This is a genomic window from Corynebacterium sp. MSK047, assembly GCF_030232285.1.
GTDB lineage: Bacteria > Actinomycetota > Actinomycetes > Mycobacteriales > Mycobacteriaceae > Corynebacterium > Corynebacterium jeikeium_D.
Genome location: NZ_JASPJI010000025.1, coordinates 1 through 17,211, shown reverse-complemented (window position 1 = coordinate 17,211; position 17,211 = coordinate 1). Strand labels below are relative to the sequence as shown.

Genomic DNA, 17,211 nt, shown 5'->3' with positions numbered 1-17,211 from the left:
AGAAGGGTTTCTCTGTGACCTACCCAACGCCCACTGACCACACGGACCTCGAGCGCGCATACGCGGAGCTGGGGAAGGTTGTGGTTGGCCAGGAGCACCTGATTAAGCAGCTCTTCATCGCGATGCTCGCAGGAGGTCATGTCCTGCTCGAAGGTGTTCCGGGTGTTGCGAAAACTCTGGCAGTGTCTACTTTTGCCACAGTGATGGGTGGGTCCTACTCCCGTATCCAGTTCACTCCGGATTTGGTGCCATCAGATATTGTCGGCACCCGGATTTTCCGCCAGGACACCTCGGAGTTCATTGTCGAGCCCGGCCCGGTCATGTCAAATATCGTGCTCGCTGATGAAATCAACCGCGCACCGGCGAAGGTGCAGTCGGCTCTGCTGGAAGTCATGGCAGAGCACCAGGTGTCCATCGCAGGGGAGTCCACGCCAGTACCGGAGCCGTTTTTGGTTCTGGCCACGCAAAACCCAATCGAAAACCAGGGTGTCTACCCACTGCCGGAGGCCCAGCGGGACCGTTTCCTATTTAAGGTCCTCGTGGGTTACCCCACTCCGGCGGAAGAGCGGGAGATTGTCTACCGCATGGGAGCCACCCCTCCAGTCGCGCAGCAGATTCTCACCCCAGAGAGCGTTCGGGAACTGCAGCGCGCTACCCGCGAAGTCTTTGTCCACCACACACTGATTGACTACATCGTGGCCGTCATCGAACTCACCCGCAATCCGATGCGGGCGGAGTTGAAGGATGTCGACCGCTGGCTTTCCTATGGCGCATCACCGCGTGCAACTCTTGGTGCTGTCGCGGCTGCCCGCGCCCACGCGCTGTTTTCCGGTCGCGACTATGTCGTGCCGGACGATGTGGTTTCCGTGCTTCCCGACGTGCTGCGTCATCGCTTGGTCCTGTCCTATGAGGGCCTGGCCGATGGCGTTACTCCCGAACGGATTATTGACATCGTGTTGTCTCACGTGCGCCTTCCCCAAGGCGCGAGCACTGGCTCCGATGAGGGCACTGCCTCCTAATGTCAGCTCGTGAAGACGATCTTGCACGCGTCCTGGCGTACTTAGAGCTAACTGTTACGCGTAAGCTCAACGGACTTTTGCGCGGCAGCTTTCTCTCCACCGCTACTGGAGATGGCTCTGAGCCGGTTGGCTCCCGCGAATATGTCATCGGCGATGATGTTCGCCAGATGAACTGGGCAGTGACAGCCCGTACTGGAGTGCCGCATGTTCGCACCTCCGAGGCCGAGCGCGAGCTGGAGTGCTGGATTGTCGCCGAACCCGCCGCACGTCTGTCCACGGGCTTGGCCGATACCACCAAACGACATCTGCTCACCGCCGCTGCCGGCGCTGTGACGATGCTTAACGACGCCCCGGGGTCCCGAACTGGATTAATCGCCGGTGGCACTCCAGTGCCCGCGGGCCAGGGCCGTGCCCACAGCTTGATGCTGCTCAAGCAGTTGGCTGACGCGACTGCTGAGCATAACCTCGCAGCGGATATTGACACAGTAATGACTCAGGCTCCGCGCGCTGGGCTGTTGGTTGTCATCTCGGATTTCCTTGGATCACTCGATTGGGCGCGCCCGCTGCGCGTTGCCTCGGCCTCGACAGAGATTATGGCGATTCGCCTGGTAGATCCAGCCGATGAAGCCTTACCCGGCGAAGGCCCGGTGGTCATGGCGGATTCAGCTACCGGCGAGACCATTGAACTCAACATCAACGACAAGACCCGCGCCGAGTATGCAGCTCAGGCTCGTGCCCACCACGAGCGTGTAATCAATGAACTGCGCAAATGCCGTGCTCGCGTTATTACCTTGCGTACGGATTCCGATTGGGTACTGGATTTTGCTCGACAAATTGGCCAACATTAGCGTCTGAGTAACCGCTTGTTAGTGCTATCTTTTTTGGGCCACCGACTAACCGGCTATAGCCACTGGTTTATACGCGACTGTTTAGGCGACTGGATGTGAGGAAACTGATACCGCGATGACGTTCCTAAACTCAACTTTTGCGCACCCAGGGTGGCTGCTCGCACTCGCTCTGCCTCTCGTGGCAGCCGTGGCCTATTGGATCAGCACTAAGCAGCGAAAGCAACGTGCCATTGCCTTTGGCAACTTCACCATCGTTGGGTCACTGGGGAATAAGTCGTCGGCACGCCTGCGCCATGTCGTAGCTATCAGTGCGCTGTTGTCACTTGTTCTGGTCATCATTTCATTGGCTGGTCCGATTTCGGAGACCAAAGTCGCCCGCAACCGAGCGACGGTTATGCTGGTGGTCGACGTTTCGCTGTCCATGTCGGCCACAGATGTTGCGCCAGACCGCATCACTGCAGCTAAAGAAGCCGGCCAAGAGTTCGTGGAGAACCTTCCCGACGACCTCAATATCGGCCTGGTGACGTTCTCTGGTCGCGCTCGCACTGCTGTCAGCCCGACTACCAACCATGACACCGTGAATCGAGCGCTCCAGGCTGCTGAGTTAGATCAGGCGACTGCGACCGGTGATGCTATCGCTGCCGCGCTGGATGCCATCAATCAGTTCAGCGATTCGGTTCAGGGCGGGGGAGAAGGCGCCCCGCCAGCGACAATTGTGCTGCTTTCCGACGGCAAACAGACCGTCCCACAAGAACTCGACGATCCCCGCGGCGCGTATACCGCGGCCGCCGAAGCCGCCAAGACCGGGGTGCCTGTCAACACGATTTCGTTCGGTACCGCGCAAGGCGCAATCACGGTTCAGGGCGAATTGATTCCAGTGCCTAACGACGACGATTCGCTGCGAGAGATCGCCCGTCGAACAAAAGGTGAGTTCTTCAGCGCTGGTTCCCTCGAGCAGCTCCGCGATGCCTATGGCTCACTGGAAGATGACATCGGTTACGAACTCAAGCGGGCCGAGAATCCGAGGCCCTATCTGATCGCAGCCTTCGCGATGCTGCTAGTGACCGTGGGCTCACTGCTTGTGACCAATCGTCGAATTCCGCAGTAGGGCTGGGTTAGGGTGCCGTCGTAAAGCGATTTGTAGGGAACCCGATTGGCAGGAGACGCCGGGGGCATTGAGCAGTCGTCTTATGGAGTCCTCAGACTGCGCTACTAACATGATTAGCTATGTCTTCTGATAATTTTGACGCTATTTTGCTGTTGTCTTTCGGCGGTCCCGAAAAGATGGCCGATGTGCGTCCCTTCCTGGAGAATGTCACCCGCGGCCGCGGAATTCCGCCGGAGAGGTTGGACGAAGTCGGTGCACACTACGCGCACTTTGGCGGTAAGTCCCCGCTCAACGATTTAAACCGCGAAATTGTCTCCAACCTTAAGGCTGAGCTCACTCGCCGTGGCTATGACTTGCCTGTTTATTTCGGCAATCGCAATTGGCATCCGATGGCTGAAGACACCGCGGCAAAGATGGCTGATGACGGTGTTAAGCGAGCGCTCGTTTTCGCCACTAGCGCCTGGGGCGGCTACTCCGGCTGCCGCCAGTATCACGAAGACATTGCTCGGATGCGCGAATCTCTGGGCGACCGTGCTTTTGACATGGAGAAAATCCGGAGCTTCTACGATCATCCGCTCTTTATAAAAGCCTATGCAGACGCAGTGCGTGAGGCGTTTGCCAAGCTACCGGATGACCGCCGTGAGGACACCCGGCTTATTTTCACCGCTCACTCTATTCCGGTCTCTGCGGACAAGGCATCCGGGCCGGTAGAGCTCGGCGGAAATCTTTACTCCCGCCAGGTCAACGAAGCAGCACGGCTCGTCGCCGACGCAGTGGGTATCACCGACTTTGACGTCGTCTGGCAGTCCCGCTCTGGCCCGGAGCACGTGCCGTGGTTGGAGCCTGACATCGTCGACCACGTTGAAGCGAAGGTCGCCAACGGCCTCCGATCCGCAATAGTGTGCCCGATTGGCTTCATCTCGGATCATGTTGAGGTCGCCTGGGATTTGGATGCTGAGCTTCAGGATGAAATGGCTCATCACGACATCGTCATCGAGCGGGTCGCAACGCCTGGTCCGACGGCTACTTTCACCGACATGCTCGTGGAGCTCATCGAAGAGCGCATCGCAGATGTCAAGCCCCGCCGTCTGGGAAGTGAACCGCTACTCGGCTCGGCCTGCAACGGCGCCCCCTGCGCCGCATCCTGTTGTACCCCGGCAAAGCGCCGCCCACACTGATTCCTTTGGCGGCAATGGGGCCGCGGGGCAAGGCAAATCCCTAGCGAGTCCACTCCTGAATCGCGTATTCCACCGCGCTCATCCGCGCCTGCCGAATCTTCCGCCACAGCGGGATGAGCTGCGCATCAAACGCGGCGCTGCCGTGCCCCGACTCGCTGCCCTGTGCCACCGCCAGAATCGACGACACCCGATCAGCTCTGGCGAGCACTCCCAGTGCACGGCGTGGCACATCATCCGGCACAAAGGCCATGTCCAGGTGGTCATCGAGCATGCCGACCATCAGGCGCGGATCCACTTTCGGGGCACCACTGCTTGACGACGTCAGTGGTGAACGCGGCATCGCCGCAATAGTGGCAGCCGCAACCCGCGCCGCATCTGCCAGCTGTAAATCAGCCTCGCCAGGGGAGAGATAGGCCGGCTCGGGAATGTGGCCTTCCAACGTGTACCAATGCCACTGCGGTAGGCCTGGCACCGGCGATGTCACTGGTATGAGCACATGGTTCCAACCCGGCTCCGCATCCGCTATCACAATGGCCGAGCCTGCTGCGCGTGCAGCCTCAGCGGCGTCAGTTCCCGCAGGCAATGCAGGTGCATCACCGGGTCCGGAAAGAATGAGGCGGACGAGCGGACGGTGGTCACTGTGCCAATCTCCCGCTTCAGTAACTGCTCGAAGAAGGCGGAGCATGTCGCTTCGATCGAGATCAGCGTCGCAATCGATGACATTCGGAACCGTGGCGTCGGCAAGCACGAACGTCCCCGGAACTGACGTGGGCCCGCCGAGCGAGTCGAGCGCGTCGAGGAGATGATCGTAGTTTTCCAAACCCGACAACCACGCACCGAGCCAAAGGGCGATGTGCTGAGTTGGACTCCAGACCTGGTCGAGAACACTGCGCTGCATAGTGCAGCTCATCCTAGTGCAGCGTGTCGTTGGTCCCGTAACCGATGCTGTTAATCTCAGTACCCATGAGCTTTCAAGACCCGTACCGCAATCAGGACGTGTTCGCTGGCGCACGTGGCCACCGCCGTCGTATCCCACAGCCGGCACGCGAGGTGACAGCAGAAAATGGTGTTGTCGTCGAGGCGTCCTATGACGGATTCGTCGGTGCGATTATCGGGTTGGAGAAAACTTTCGACGGCTGGTGCGTCCGGCTGGAGGACCGCCACGGCAAGTCGCGGCTATTTCCCATGCACGAGCGCGGATTTCTCATCGACGGCAAACCTGTGACTCTGGTGCGTCCGAAGGCACAACCCAAAAAGCCCTCACAGGATCTATCGGCATCGGGCTCGCGCAAGGTTCACAACGTCAAGGCGAAAGTTGCTCTCCCCAGCCGTATTTGGGTCGAGGGTATTCATGACGCGGCAATTGTCGAGAAGGTATGGGGCCACGATTTGCGTGTCGAAGGCGTAGTCGTGGAGTATCTGGAGGGCTTGGACAACCTTCCAGAACGCTTGGCCGAATTTGGTCCGGGTCCGAAGCGCCGCGTCGGAGTCCTGGCAGACCACTTGGTGGAGGGCAGTAAGGAAAGCCGCATGACTCAGCAGCTCGGCCCGCACGTGATGGTCACAGGCCACCCGTTTATCGATGTCTGGCAAGCGGTCAAACCCTCGTCGGTAGGCATCGAGGCATGGCCGGAAGTTCCCTACGGGGAGGACTGGAAGACAGGAATCTGCCGTCGCTTGGGCTGGGGAGACGACCCCAAGGAGGGCTGGCGACGTGTCTACGCAGGTGTACACACCTACCGTGATCTGGAGTCAGATTTGATTGGCGCAGTTGAGCGCCTGGTCGACTTCGTAACTGAGCCACATATGCAGTACTGACCCCGGAATACTGGCTCCACTCGCCCCACATTTGTTCTGCAAAGTAGGTAGGGTGAGGGCGTGATTCCTCTCCTTTGGCTCGGAGCAAGCCTCCTACTGGTTCTCGGTGAACTCGCAGTCGGAGATTTAGCACTGTTAATGCTCGGAGGTGGCGCACTGGCAGCGTCCGGTGCGAGCCAGCTTGGAGCGCCGCTTTGGCTATCAGTGGTCATCTTCGCCGTTGTGTCCGCCGCACTTGTGCTGACAGTTCGCCCTGTGTTGCGCAAAAAGATGGCAAAACCGGACAAGTCCGCCGAACTGGAGTCGCGTCCGGAACTGCTAGCGGGCCGTCATGCTGAGGTCATCGAGCCAGTTTCCTCGTCAGCGGGTCTGATTAAGGTCAATGGCGAGTTGTGGAGCGCGCGCAGTCTTCTGACTGCGCAGACCTTCGATGCGAAGGAAAGAGTCACGATTGTAGAGATTTCGGGCAATACCGCAGTAGTGGACAAGCTGCTCTGAGCAGCCAACTCACTTAAAGGGCGCTCGGAGCACTCTTAGTTACTGACCATTAAATAACTGACCACACAGTTTCTAGCTACGAGGGAATCCCATGGAAGGCTTTATCATCCTCGTCGTTTTCATTCTCGTGGTTGTTACCTTGGTTCTCAAAGCGATTGTCCTGGTTCCTCAGGGTGAAGCGGCAATCGTAGAGCGACTGGGACGATACACGCAGACACTGAACAGCGGCCTGAACTTCATCATCCCGATCATTGACCGAGTGCGCGAGAAGGTCGATACCCGTGAGCGTATGGTTACCTTCCCGCCACAGGCAGTGATCACCGAAGACAACCTGACTGTGGCTATCGATACCGTCGTGACCTTCCAGGTCAATGAACCGGATCGGGCAATTTACGGTATCGATGACTACATCTTCGGCGTCGAACAGATCACCACCGCAACGCTTCGCGACGTCGTGGGTGGCCTGACACTGGAAGAGACACTGACTTCCCGTGACTACATCAACCGCCGTCTGCGCGGCGAGCTGGACGAGGCCACTGCCAAGTGGGGTCTTCGTATCGCTCGTGTGGAGCTGAAGGCCATTGAGCCGCCACCGTCGATTCAGCAGTCGATGGAAAAGCAGATGAAGGCCGATCGCGAGAAGCGCGCCATGATTCTGACTGCGGAAGGTACCCGCGAAGCCGATATTAAAACTGCTGAGGGCCGTAAGCAGGCACAGATTCTGGCCGCCGAAGGTAACAAGCACGCAGCAATTCTGGCTGCTGAGGCTGAGCGTCAGGCAACCATTCTGCGCGCTGAGGGTACTCGCGCCGCTACCTACCTTGAGGCACAGGGTAATGCTCGCGCTATCCAGAAGGTCAACGCAGCTGTTAAGGCTTCACAGTTGACACCTGAGATTCTTGCCTGGCAGTACCTGGAGAAGCTGCCTGAGCTGGCAAATAAGGACGGCAATACTGTTTGGATGATTCCGTCGCAGTTCGGCGACAGTCTCGAGAGCTTCGCTAGGGCTTTCGGCAAGAAGGATGCCGACGGTGTCTTCCGCTACGAGCCTCCGGCCGTGAGCCGAGAGACCAAGGAAGAGGCTGAGCAGGGCCGCGACGAGAACTGGTTCGACATGTCGACCAACCCGGAGTTGGCTCGTGCAGTTGCCGCGGCGAACGAGGTCGCTAACCGCCCGGTTGATGATCCGGTAGCTGCAGCAGCTGGTAATACCCCTGAGAGGAAGAAGAACCGCCGCGCTGAGTCGGCTCAGTCCGCTCAGCCTGAACAGTTGGGTGGTCAGAACGGCCCGGCAGCGGTTGAACCTGCGACACCGGCTGCGCCCGCTGCGCCGTCCACACCGGCTGCGCCGTCAGTTCCTTCCGGCAAACGTGACCTGCCCTCGGCTCCTGGCACCGGTAATACCAATGCAGGCAGCGGTGCGCACTCCACCGATCGTCCAGATTTTTCTGGATGGTCACGTGACCCTTACGCCCCGGAAAATGGGCAGTAAGTTTTTATAACTCATCAGCTCGCTGAAGCAGGTGGACGGCCAGGTTCCATCCGGCCAGCTCCGCCTGCCAGCCAGCTGCAGCGAGGCGCTGATTGACGGCCTGCTTAGAAACTCCCAATTCTTCCGCGGCCTCTACCTGTGAATAACCAGCGCGAACCAAACCAGTTGCCTCGCGCCCTTCGGGGGACCTGCGAGAGATAACGTGGTGCAGCAATGTGAATGCTGCACCAATATCCTCCGAGTAGTCCTTACCACGCGGATCGTTAGTCCGAATGCGGGTTTTTACCGTACCGGCTCTGCCTCCCTTACCGACGACTGAGCTCGATGCCAGATGCGCTTGCTCAATGTCGTCCTGAGGACAAACACCGATACCTATCGCCCAGTCACCTGCGGCCAATAGCGCCAGCACAAGCGTGGTGACTCCCACAGCATTTTCAGGAGCTGCGCGAAGCTCTTCGATACCTGCAACCTCAACAGTTCCTACGCCTTCCAGGCCGGAAAGTGCCTGCACAGAGGCCTGAACGTGATCTGCCCTGCGAGTAGATCGACCGCGATACCTGGCAAAGACTGAGTACATACGCTCTAGTCTAGCCCCACCCCTTGACAGATGGGCTAAGACACGTTCCTTCGCTCCGCAAACTCACAGGCAACCAACACCAGCTCGCCGAAAAACTCACGCCTAGCTCAAGAGCGCCAAGCGGTGTTTTAACGTTTCGAAGAACCGGTTACGACAGGGAACTTGGCGTCCGCAAGAAGTCCCAGCAAACCAAGCACGAGCAGAATTCCCGTGGCCACCGCAAAGCGCACGTCGAAGCCGACCAACAGCGCGTCGCCAAGCAGAACGACGGCGAGTGTGTTCGGCGCCGAACCTAGGGCAGTGGCGATGATATACGGCACGATGCGTATCGACGACAGCCCACAGGCGTAGTTGAGAAACGAAAATGGCACGCCAGCAATCATGCGCAAGCTGAGCACTGTGAGCCAGCCGCGTTGCTCCAACCGATGGTCGAGACTGAGAAGACGGCGGTTGGTCAGGTGCGTGCGAAACCAATCGCGCCCCAAAAACCGCACAATGCATAGGGAGAGAAGGGCAGAAACCGTCGTCGCAGTAATTGCCAGCAGGAAACCGAGCACTGGCCCGAAGAGGATTCCGGAAGCCAAAGTGAATACGGTGCGGGGGATTGGGAACTGAGTCAGTGCAACGTATGCGAGGAAGTAGAGGAGCGGGAACCAGTCACCGGCATCGATGGACCACTGCCGGATGGTAGCGACCGTGGGAACATCGACGTACAGCGTGACGACGCCCCCCACACCTACGGCTAGCACCAGCAGAACCTTTTTGAGTGTAGGGGTAATTCGCACATCGGATACGTTCACCCATTTGAGGTTACCGGGGATTGCGGGGAAGCGTGTGACCTGCGCATTGGAGGCTCTGCGAGGAGGGCTAGTCAGCGGCTAAAGGCGTTTGCCCATTATTTCACTAGGATGGGAATCAAGGTCACTATGCCTTGGCTCGAGCACTTGACGTGCCCGTCAGCACAAAACCGAACGTAAGGGTATTGCACAAATAGCTGAAAAGTTCAGTGCATGGACACTCGGGTGAGTCTTAGCGTCTGACTAGTGGCTCTTATTGACTATTGGAGGAAGCCAACGCCTTTAGATCCCTTTCCGTCGCGGAGAATTCGGAAATTGTCGCAGCCGAATTTCCTCGGTCATGGATTGATAGAGGCGTTGCTTAGAACATGTAAGGGAGAAGGTCTGTCGTGACTGACCGAACGACCCCCGAATCACCTTCCACGCTGCCACCAAACTTCGAGGAATTGCAGAATTCCTGGTATCAGGGCGTGGCCAAGGTATTCGCGCGGGTGCACAAGCAAGACGTTGCAGATGTACCGCTCGATATTTGGAAACGACTGATTCAGACCACCTATGACGGTGTCGATGTTCGCCCGCTCTACACCCGCGCGGACGAGCTCGCGGAAAGCCCAGCTCCGGGCCAGTTCCCATTCGTCCGTGGCGCAAAGGTCACTTCGGACAACACCAACGGTTGGGGTGTTCGGGAGACCTTCGGTCGCCAGTACCCGGGTGAGGATGCCCTTGACCCAAAGGCGGTCAACGAGACTCTGCTGACTGCCTTGGAAAACGGCACCACGGACATCCGCCTGGACTTCACCGGCTCCCTCGAAGCCGCTGATGTGCCGGCTCTGCTCAACAACGTCTACGTCGACCTTGCTCCGATTGCCGTGCATGCCGGTAAGAAGACTGCGCAGGTTGCGGAAGCACTGACGTCCTACATCGAGCAGGCGAACCCGACTAATCCGGATAACATCGCAGTCGAGCTTTCTGCAGCTCCGCTGACCTCCGCTTTTGCCGGTATTGACGATGTTTCTCTCGACGAGGCCACTCAGCTGGCCGTCAAGGCGGCTAAGCAGCCGGGCGACGTCCGCGCCCTGCTTGTCGACGGCGTTGTTTTCTCCAACCTGGGCGCAAACAACATCCAGGAGATTGGCTACAGTCTCGCCGTTGGTGTCGCCTACCTGCGTGCGCTGACCGAAGCCGGATTGAGCGCTGAAGAAGCGCTCGGCCAGATCGCTTTCCGCTTTGCCGCTACCGACGACCAGTTCGACACCATCGCGAAGTTCCGCGCTGCTCGCGTCCTGTGGGCCCGCGTTGCTGAGGTTATCGGTGCCCCCGAGGCTGGCCGCGCTCCGATGCACGCCGTGACAGCCCCGGTCATGTTCAGCCAGCGCGATCCGTGGGTCAACATGCTGCGTGTGACTGTCGCCTCCTTCGCCGCAGGTGTCGGCGGTGCCTCCTCAGTTGAGGTTCTGCCGTTTGATTACGCAGTTGTCGGCGGCATGCCGAACGTCTCCAAGACTTTCAAGGCTCGCATCGCTCGCAACACCAACCTGTTGCTGCTGGAAGAGTCTCACCTTGGTTACGTCGCCGACCCAGCAGGTGGCTCCTACTTCGTCGAAGACCTGACCGAAGAAATGGCCGACAAGGCATGGGAGATTTTTACCGCCACTGAGGCCGGCGGCGGTTTCGCCTCCGCGGAGGCCGATATTCGCGCCGCCCTGGACGCTACCTGGGAAAAGCGCCGCGCCGACATCGCACACCGCCGCACCAAGGTCACCGCTATCAACGAGTTCCCGAACCTGGCTGAAGCCCCACTGGCTCCTGAGGCCCGCCCGGAGGGCGACCCGATTCGCCGTTGGGCCAGCGACTTCGAGGCGCTGCGCAACCGCTCCGATGACTTCCTGGCTGAAAAGGGCAACCGTCCGCTGATTGCCATGCTGCCGCTGGGTCCGCTGGCCAAGCACAACATCCGCACTGGTTTTACCTCCAACCTGCTGGCTTCCGGCGGTATCGCCGTCGCCAACCCCGGCCAGGTTGTGCCGGGCGAGGTCGGTTTCGAAGAGGCAGTGAAGGCCTCACCGATTGTCGTGCTGTGCGCAGCCGACAGCGAGTACGAGACCTCGGGCCAGGACGCTGTCAAGGCCGCCCGCGCCGCCGGCGCTAAGGAGGTCCTGGTGGCCGGCTCCGAGAAGAGCTTCGCCAATGCCGCTGAGGACGCTCGCCCCGACGGATACCTGAACATGACCATCGATGCTGTCGCGGAGCTGTCCCGACTGCTGAACGAACTGGGAGCGTGAAGGAAGTAATGACCACCATCCCAAATTTCGCTGACATCTCCCGCAACACCGACGACGCGGCCGCTGCCACTGACAAGGAAGCTGCCGCGGAAGCAGGTGAAGTGTGGACCATTCCAGAGGGCATCGATGTCAAGCGCGTCTACGATCGCGCTGACCGCGACGCCGCTGCCGCCGAGGGCCACCCGGTAGATTCTTTCCCGGGTATCGCCCCATTCATGCGCGGGCCGTATCCGACCATGTACACCAACCAGCCGTGGACTATTCGCCAGTACGCTGGCTTCTCCACCGCAGCTGAGTCCAATGCCTTCTACCGCCGCAACCTCGCGGCCGGCCAGAAGGGCCTTTCGGTCGCTTTCGACCTGGCTACCCACCGTGGCTACGACTCGGACAACCCGCGTGTGTCCGGCGACGTCGGTATGGCCGGCGTGGCAATTGACTCGATTTACGACATGCGTGAGCTCTTCCAGGGCATTGACCTGGGCGGCGTCTCGGTGTCTATGACCATGAACGGCGCTGTGCTGCCGATTCTGGCCTTCTACATTGTCACCGCTGAAGAGCAGGGCGTTTCGACCGAGCAGCTGCGCGGTACGATCCAGAACGACATTCTCAAGGAGTTCATGGTTCGTAACACGTACATCTACCCGCCGAAGCCTTCGATGCGAATCATCTCCTCGATCTTCGAGTACACCTCGGCAAAGATGCCGAAGTTCAACTCGATTTCGATTTCCGGCTACCACATTCAGGAAGCGGGCGCGACGGCCGACCTTGAGCTCGCTTACACGCTTGCCGACGGCATCGAGTACCTGCGGGCCGGTATTGACGCTGGCCTGGAAGTTGATAAGTTCGCTCCGCGTCTGTCCTTCTTCTGGGGCATCTCGATGAACACCTTCACCGAGATCGCCAAGCTGCGTGCAGGCCGCATCCTCTGGTCCGAGCTGGTTGGCAAGTTTGGCCCGAAGAACCCGAAGTCCCAGTCCCTGCGTACTCACTCGCAGACCTCCGGTTGGTCGCTGACCGCTCAGGATGTCTACAACAACGTCGCGCGTACTGCTGTTGAGGCTATGGCCGCAACACAGGGCCACACCCAGTCGCTGCACACCAACGCACTGGACGAGGCCCTGGCACTGCCGACTGACTTCTCAGCCCGTATTGCTCGTAACACTCAGCTGCTGCTTCAGCAGGAGTCCAACACCACGCGTCCGGTTGATCCGTGGGCTGGTTCCTACTACATCGAGTGGCTGACTAATGAGCTGGTCAAGCGTGCACGCCAGCACATCGACGAGGTCGAAGAGGCCGGCGGTATGGCACAGGCCACCATCGAGGGCATTCCGAAGCTGCGTATTGAAGAGGCTGCAGCTCGTACGCAGGCCCGTATTGACTCGGGTCGTCAGGCTCTCATCGGCGTGAATAAATACCAGGTCGAAGAGGACGAGGCCATCGAGGTTCTCAAGGTTGAGAACTCCCGCGTGCGCCAGGAGCAGATTGACAAGCTGGCTCGCCTGCGCGCCGAGCGCGACGAGGAAGAGGTTCAGAAGGCACTGGCCGCTCTGACCGACGCTTGCCGTAACCCGGGTGAACCGGGGGACCTGGACAAGAACCTTTTGAAGCTCGCTGTCGACTGTGCTCGCGCCATGGCCTCCATCGGTGAAATCTCCGACGCCATGGAAGAGGTCTTTGGCCGCCATCAGGCCGAGATCCGTACTCTCTCCGGCGTCTACAAGGACGAAGTTGGCAAGGAGGGAGCCGTGTCCAACGTCTCCAAGGCCATCGCCATGGCCGATAAGTTCGAAGAGCAGGAAGGTCGCCGTCCCCGTATCTTCCTGGCCAAGATGGGCCAGGATGGTCACGACCGTGGCCAGAAGGTCATCGCGTCCGCCTACGCGGACCTCGGCATGGACGTTGACGTGGGACCGCTGTTCCAAACTCCGGAGGAGGCCGCCAAGTCGGCAGTCGACTCGGATGTCCACGTCGTCGGTGTTTCTTCGCTGGCCGCCGGACACCTGACGCTCGTTCCTGCCCTGCGCGATGAGCTGGCAAAACTGGGTCGTGAGGACATCATGATTGTTGTCGGTGGTGTTATCCCACCGGGCGACTTCCAGGAACTCTACGATGCCGGCGCCGCGGCTATTTACCCGCCGGGCACTGTCATCGCTGATTCGGCAATCGACATGATGACCAAGCTCTCTAACGAGCTGGGCCTCGACCTTGCCGTTGACGAAGAGTCCTAAATAACTACCGCATCCGCGCTGGGCTGACTGTTCAGCTCAGCGCGTTGTCGGAATTGAGAAGTAGCGATGAACGAGTATCTTGAAGAAAACCTGGGCACCCTCGTCACTACCGCTGGCACGGTCGTTGAGGGAAAGACCGCTGTAGCCCCCGAAGTCGTCCGCCGTGCGCGACGACGGATTGATGTCGACGACCTCTTTGAGGGCGTGCGGGCTGGAAACCGCACTAAGTTGGCTCGGGCAATCACGCTGCTGGAGTCGACTGCTCCGGCGCATAAGGTGCTGGCTCAGGAACTACTGGTGAAGTTGCTACCATTTTCCGGCAAGGCCATGCGCGTCGGCCTTACCGGCGTCCCCGGCGTCGGTAAATCAACCACGATTGAAACCCTCGGGCTAAAGCTGATCGAGGAAGGCCACCGCGTTGCAGTGCTGGCCATCGACCCGTCGTCGACGAAGTCCGGTGGCTCGATTCTGGGCGACAAGACCCGTATGTCCCGGCTCTCGGCCGCGGATGAAGCCTTCATCCGTCCGTCGCCCTCTGCGGGCACACTCGGTGGTGTCGCCAAGGCAACGCGTGAGGCCATGGTGGTGCTCGAGGCCGCAGGCTACGACATTGTCATCGTCGAAACTGTCGGCGTCGGCCAGTCCGAGGTCGCGGTGGCACAGATGGTGGATACGTTTGCGTTTCTGGCACTCGCCGGCGCTGGTGACCAACTCCAGGGCATCAAGAAGGGTGTGCTGGAGATGGCCGACGTGATTTCTATCAACAAGGCGGATGGTAAGAACTTGCGCCCGGCAAAGCGCGCTGCGCGTGATCTGATGACGGCCATGAAGATGGTGCGTTCCTCAGACCAAGTCTGGACGCCACCGGTACTGACTATGTCGGCATTGGAGGACGACGGCACCGACAAGTTCTGGCAGGCCATCGAGAACCATGTCGAGGCTATGCACGAGAATCATCTCTTTGATGAAAACCGCGCTAACCAGCAGATTAAGTGGATGTGGTCCATGGTGCACGAAACGCTCTTGCAGCGACTCAACACCAACGAGGCTGTGCAGACAGAGAGCACCCTGGTGGAAAAACAACTCCGCTCGGGGCAGCTGACACCGACGCTCGCCGCCCAGCGCATCATGGAGGCATTTGACCAGGGAAGGGCATCGAACGCCGGGCTCGCCAACTAGGTTCAGAAGGGCGCGGGGTTTCGTCGTAAAGCGAGTAAAGCGAGTAAAGCGAGCGTATCCGTGTGCGCCTACTGACCGCGGTGATGGGGCGGATCGCTGTAGAGCGTGTGTTCGGCGAAGTGGAGAGCGTTGACCACGAGGTTGGTGAGGTGCTCGTCGGGCTGAGAGTAGAAGCTAGACGTGCCTTCCTTGCGGGTCTGCACCATATTGGCCATGCGCAACTTCGCCAGGTGCTGAGAAATCGCGGGGACGGGGCGATCGAGCGCGCTAGCGATGGCGGTGACGGTCATCTCCCCGTCACGAAGGAGCGACAGGATGGAGAGACGCGTCTTGTCGGCCATCAGCTTCAATACGTTAGTGGCAACGTCGAGCTCGGTGCTCGTAGGAGCCTTCTCAGTCATTTGGAGGGGTTAGTCCTTTCGAAGTCGACATGCCAAACACTTACTATGTTCAATGTGTTGAACCTTACTACGTATTGATACCAGTATTCAATTTCAGAAGTCACAATAGGCTGTCACGAAAAGGGGAAGAGTGCACCTAAGGGGCAGCGACCAAAAGTACTGAAAATTCCTTCAGTAATATCATCTGCATGGATTGGTTGATGGGCACCTTCCCGTGGCTGGTGGAGGACTTAACGTGGTGGCAAGTACTATTTTTCGCACTCGACTACACGATTAAGTTCATCGCGATTGGGTGGGTGCCGGAAAACCGAAGCCCATCGGCTTCGACGGCGTGGCTGCTACTGATTCTGCTGATTCCATTTATCGGCCTACCTCTGTTCCTCTTCCTGGGCTCGCAGCAAATCACGGGCCGTAGGCACGAGGTACAGGCACTGGCGCAGGAGCTCATTGCGGAACGTACCGAGCATCTGCCCGACGTACCGGATGATGCCGAGATAGAAGATGATGTTGTCAACGTATTCAAGCTCTCGCGTCAGCTCACGGGAATGCCGGCAATTGCCAGCGCAGAAAAGGGACTTTTCACCGAATTCAATGCCTCCATTGACCGCATGATTGAGACCATCGATGCGGCTCAGAAATCTATCCACGTGCAGTCCTACATCTTTGCACTGGATGACAGCACGGAGCCTTTCATACAGGCTCTCGAGCGCGCGCAAGACAGGGGACTAGAGGTCAAGGTACTGGTCGATCCAATTGGTTCGTGGAAGTACCCCGGCTACTACAAGTTGAAAAAGCGCCTGGACCAGTCCCAAATCTCCTGGCACCCAATGCTGCCCGTGAGCTTGCTGAAGCTCACCTGGCGCCGCCTGGATCTGCGTAATCACCGCAAGCTCGTAGTTATTGATGGCGACATTGTATTCATGGGTTCGCAGAATTTGATTGAGCCCGAATATCAGAAGAAAAAGAACCATAAGATCGGCCGCCGATGGGTGGACACCTGGATTGAACTCGAGGGCGATATTGCGCTGGCCTTCGACGCAATTTTCGCGGTTGATTGGACCAGCGAGCTATACAAGACCCCAGACGCCACCAGGGACTATTCACTCCACAACACCGAAGTCAACGACAACTACAACGTTGTCCAGGTGCTGCCGTCGGGTCCGGGCTTCAGCACGGAGCCGAACCTGCGCGTCTTCAATAACATGATCTACCAGGCACACGAGCGGATTATCGCCGTCAGCCCGTACTTCGTCCCCGACGAATCCATGCTCATGGCGCTGACCTCTGCCGCATATGGAGGCATCGACGTCCAGCTCTACGTCAACGAAGAGTCCGATCAGTTCATGGTCGGCCACGCGCAGCAGTCCTACTACCAGGCACTGCTAACCGCTGGCGTGAAGATCTACCGCTATCCGGCGCCTGCGGTCCTGCACTCCAAGTTCATGGTTATCGACGACCGCATGGCCATGTTCGGCTCCTCCAATCTGGATATGCGCTCGTTCGGCCTCAATTACGAGATCACGCTTCTTTCCGCCGCCGGTTCCATCGTGGACAAACTGATCACGCTTGCCGACGAGTACCGCGACAAATCTTTCCTGCTCACCCAGGAGGAATGGAATGACCGGCCCCTTCGCCAGCGCTACCTGGACTCTGTTTTCCGCTTGACCTCGGCGCTGCAATAGGGCAGTCCCATTGGTCCGACAGACAAAGCGGGTTAAGTAAAGAAAAGTGTGTCCGCATGCCACCATAACCCCAGACCACACACCACAAATCACCAAAGAATAGC

The 17,211-nt window shown here is 58.9% G+C and carries 15 protein-coding genes; 11 read left to right on the top strand and 4 right to left on the bottom strand.

What is annotated here, in order from left to right; genetic code table 11:
• Positions 1-14: 14 nt before the first annotated feature.
• The 4 genes from QP981_RS09790 (at position 15) to QP981_RS09775 (ending at position 4,153) form a co-directional block, all read left to right on the top strand.
• Positions 15-1,019 (top strand): AAA family ATPase, encoded by a 1,005-nt coding sequence (locus QP981_RS09790; protein WP_016422767.1) that lies wholly within the window; start codon positions 15-17, stop codon positions 1,017-1,019.
• Positions 1,019-1,867, top strand: a complete 849-nt coding sequence (locus QP981_RS09785) for a DUF58 domain-containing protein (protein ID WP_016422768.1) — start codon at positions 1,019-1,021, stop codon at positions 1,865-1,867. Before QP981_RS09790 ends, QP981_RS09785 begins: the two co-directional genes overlap by 1 nt.
• A gap of 115 nt (positions 1,868-1,982) precedes the next feature.
• Positions 1,983-2,975: a VWA domain-containing protein gene (locus QP981_RS09780; RefSeq protein ID WP_049170590.1), complete on the top strand. Its 993-nt coding sequence runs from the start codon at positions 1,983-1,985 to the stop codon at positions 2,973-2,975.
• Positions 2,976-3,094: 119 nt separating this feature from the next.
• The gene (locus QP981_RS09775) at positions 3,095-4,153 is read left to right on the top strand and encodes a ferrochelatase (RefSeq protein ID WP_049170588.1); all 1,059 of its coding nucleotides are present in this window, start codon (positions 3,095-3,097) and stop codon (positions 4,151-4,153) included.
• A gap of 40 nt (positions 4,154-4,193) precedes the next feature.
• On the opposite strand, the gene QP981_RS09770 is transcribed toward QP981_RS09775, so the two are convergent.
• Positions 4,194-5,051 carry an Rv1486c family protein gene (locus QP981_RS09770; protein WP_284857944.1) on the bottom strand — a complete coding sequence of 286 codons (858 nt, stop codon included), beginning with the start codon at positions 5,049-5,051 and terminating at the stop codon, positions 4,194-4,196.
• 65 nt (positions 5,052-5,116) lie between these two features.
• On the opposite strand from QP981_RS09770, the gene QP981_RS09765 reads away from it, so the two are divergent.
• The 3 genes from QP981_RS09765 (at position 5,117) to QP981_RS09755 (ending at position 7,961) form a co-directional block, all read left to right on the top strand.
• Entirely contained in the window at positions 5,117-5,971 is an 855-nt protein-coding gene (locus QP981_RS09765) for a DUF3097 domain-containing protein (RefSeq protein WP_048734135.1), read from the top strand.
• Positions 5,972-6,031: 60 nt separating this feature from the next.
• The gene (locus QP981_RS09760; RefSeq protein ID WP_042388696.1) at positions 6,032-6,469 is read left to right on the top strand and encodes an NfeD family protein; all 438 of its coding nucleotides are present in this window, start codon (positions 6,032-6,034) and stop codon (positions 6,467-6,469) included.
• A 91-nt stretch (positions 6,470-6,560) separates the two neighbouring features.
• Positions 6,561-7,961: an SPFH domain-containing protein gene (locus tag QP981_RS09755; RefSeq protein WP_016422774.1), complete on the top strand. Its 1,401-nt coding sequence runs from the start codon at positions 6,561-6,563 to the stop codon at positions 7,959-7,961.
• A 4-nt stretch (positions 7,962-7,965) separates the two neighbouring features.
• On the opposite strand, the gene QP981_RS09750 is transcribed toward QP981_RS09755, so the two are convergent.
• Both QP981_RS09750 and QP981_RS09745 read right to left on the bottom strand, forming a co-directional pair.
• Positions 7,966-8,538 (bottom strand): hypothetical protein, encoded by a 573-nt coding sequence (locus tag QP981_RS09750; protein ID WP_042388700.1) that lies wholly within the window; start codon positions 8,536-8,538, stop codon positions 7,966-7,968.
• 128 nt (positions 8,539-8,666) lie between these two features.
• The gene (locus QP981_RS09745; RefSeq protein WP_284857945.1) at positions 8,667-9,338 is read right to left on the bottom strand and encodes a TVP38/TMEM64 family protein; all 672 of its coding nucleotides are present in this window, start codon (positions 9,336-9,338) and stop codon (positions 8,667-8,669) included.
• Positions 9,339-9,724: 386 nt separating this feature from the next.
• On the opposite strand from QP981_RS09745, the gene QP981_RS09740 reads away from it, so the two are divergent.
• From QP981_RS09740 to meaB, 3 genes are all read left to right on the top strand, one after another.
• On the top strand, positions 9,725-11,617 hold the full coding sequence (locus QP981_RS09740) for a methylmalonyl-CoA mutase family protein (RefSeq protein ID WP_070643487.1): 1,893 nt from the start codon (positions 9,725-9,727) through the stop codon (positions 11,615-11,617).
• Between the two features lie 8 nt (positions 11,618-11,625).
• Entirely contained in the window at positions 11,626-13,845 is a 2,220-nt protein-coding gene (gene scpA / locus QP981_RS09735; RefSeq protein WP_016422778.1) for a methylmalonyl-CoA mutase, read from the top strand.
• 66 nt (positions 13,846-13,911) lie between these two features.
• Positions 13,912-15,024, top strand: a complete 1,113-nt coding sequence (meaB, locus tag QP981_RS09730; RefSeq protein ID WP_284857946.1) for a methylmalonyl Co-A mutase-associated GTPase MeaB — start codon at positions 13,912-13,914, stop codon at positions 15,022-15,024.
• A 68-nt stretch (positions 15,025-15,092) separates the two neighbouring features.
• On the opposite strand, the gene QP981_RS09725 is transcribed toward meaB, so the two are convergent.
• Positions 15,093-15,425: an ArsR/SmtB family transcription factor gene (locus tag QP981_RS09725; RefSeq protein WP_070643490.1), complete on the bottom strand. Its 333-nt coding sequence runs from the start codon at positions 15,423-15,425 to the stop codon at positions 15,093-15,095.
• Between the two features lie 188 nt (positions 15,426-15,613).
• On the opposite strand from QP981_RS09725, the gene cls reads away from it, so the two are divergent.
• Positions 15,614-17,107 (top strand): cardiolipin synthase, encoded by a 1,494-nt coding sequence (gene cls, locus QP981_RS09720; RefSeq protein ID WP_042388706.1) that lies wholly within the window; start codon positions 15,614-15,616, stop codon positions 17,105-17,107.
• Positions 17,108-17,211 lie beyond the last annotated feature (104 nt).

Coding starts and splice junctions, on each gene's coding strand:
- QP981_RS09785 (WP_016422768.1), top strand. CDS start 1,019: ATGTCAGCTCGTGAAGACGATCTTGCACGCGTCCTGGCGTACTTAGAG.
- QP981_RS09780 (WP_049170590.1), top strand. CDS start 1,983: ATGACGTTCCTAAACTCAACTTTTGCGCACCCAGGGTGGCTGCTCGCA.
- QP981_RS09775 (WP_049170588.1), top strand. CDS start 3,095: ATGTCTTCTGATAATTTTGACGCTATTTTGCTGTTGTCTTTCGGCGGT.
- QP981_RS09770 (WP_284857944.1), bottom strand. CDS start 5,051: ATGCAGCGCAGTGTTCTCGACCAGGTCTGGAGTCCAACTCAGCACATC.
- QP981_RS09765 (WP_048734135.1), top strand. CDS start 5,117: ATGAGCTTTCAAGACCCGTACCGCAATCAGGACGTGTTCGCTGGCGCA.
- QP981_RS09755 (WP_016422774.1), top strand. CDS start 6,561: ATGGAAGGCTTTATCATCCTCGTCGTTTTCATTCTCGTGGTTGTTACC.
- QP981_RS09750 (WP_042388700.1), bottom strand. CDS start 8,538: ATGTACTCAGTCTTTGCCAGGTATCGCGGTCGATCTACTCGCAGGGCA.
- scpA (WP_016422778.1), top strand. CDS start 11,626: ATGACCACCATCCCAAATTTCGCTGACATCTCCCGCAACACCGACGAC.
- meaB (WP_284857946.1), top strand. CDS start 13,912: ATGAACGAGTATCTTGAAGAAAACCTGGGCACCCTCGTCACTACCGCT.
- QP981_RS09725 (WP_070643490.1), bottom strand. CDS start 15,425: ATGACTGAGAAGGCTCCTACGAGCACCGAGCTCGACGTTGCCACTAAC.
- cls (WP_042388706.1), top strand. CDS start 15,614: ATGGATTGGTTGATGGGCACCTTCCCGTGGCTGGTGGAGGACTTAACG.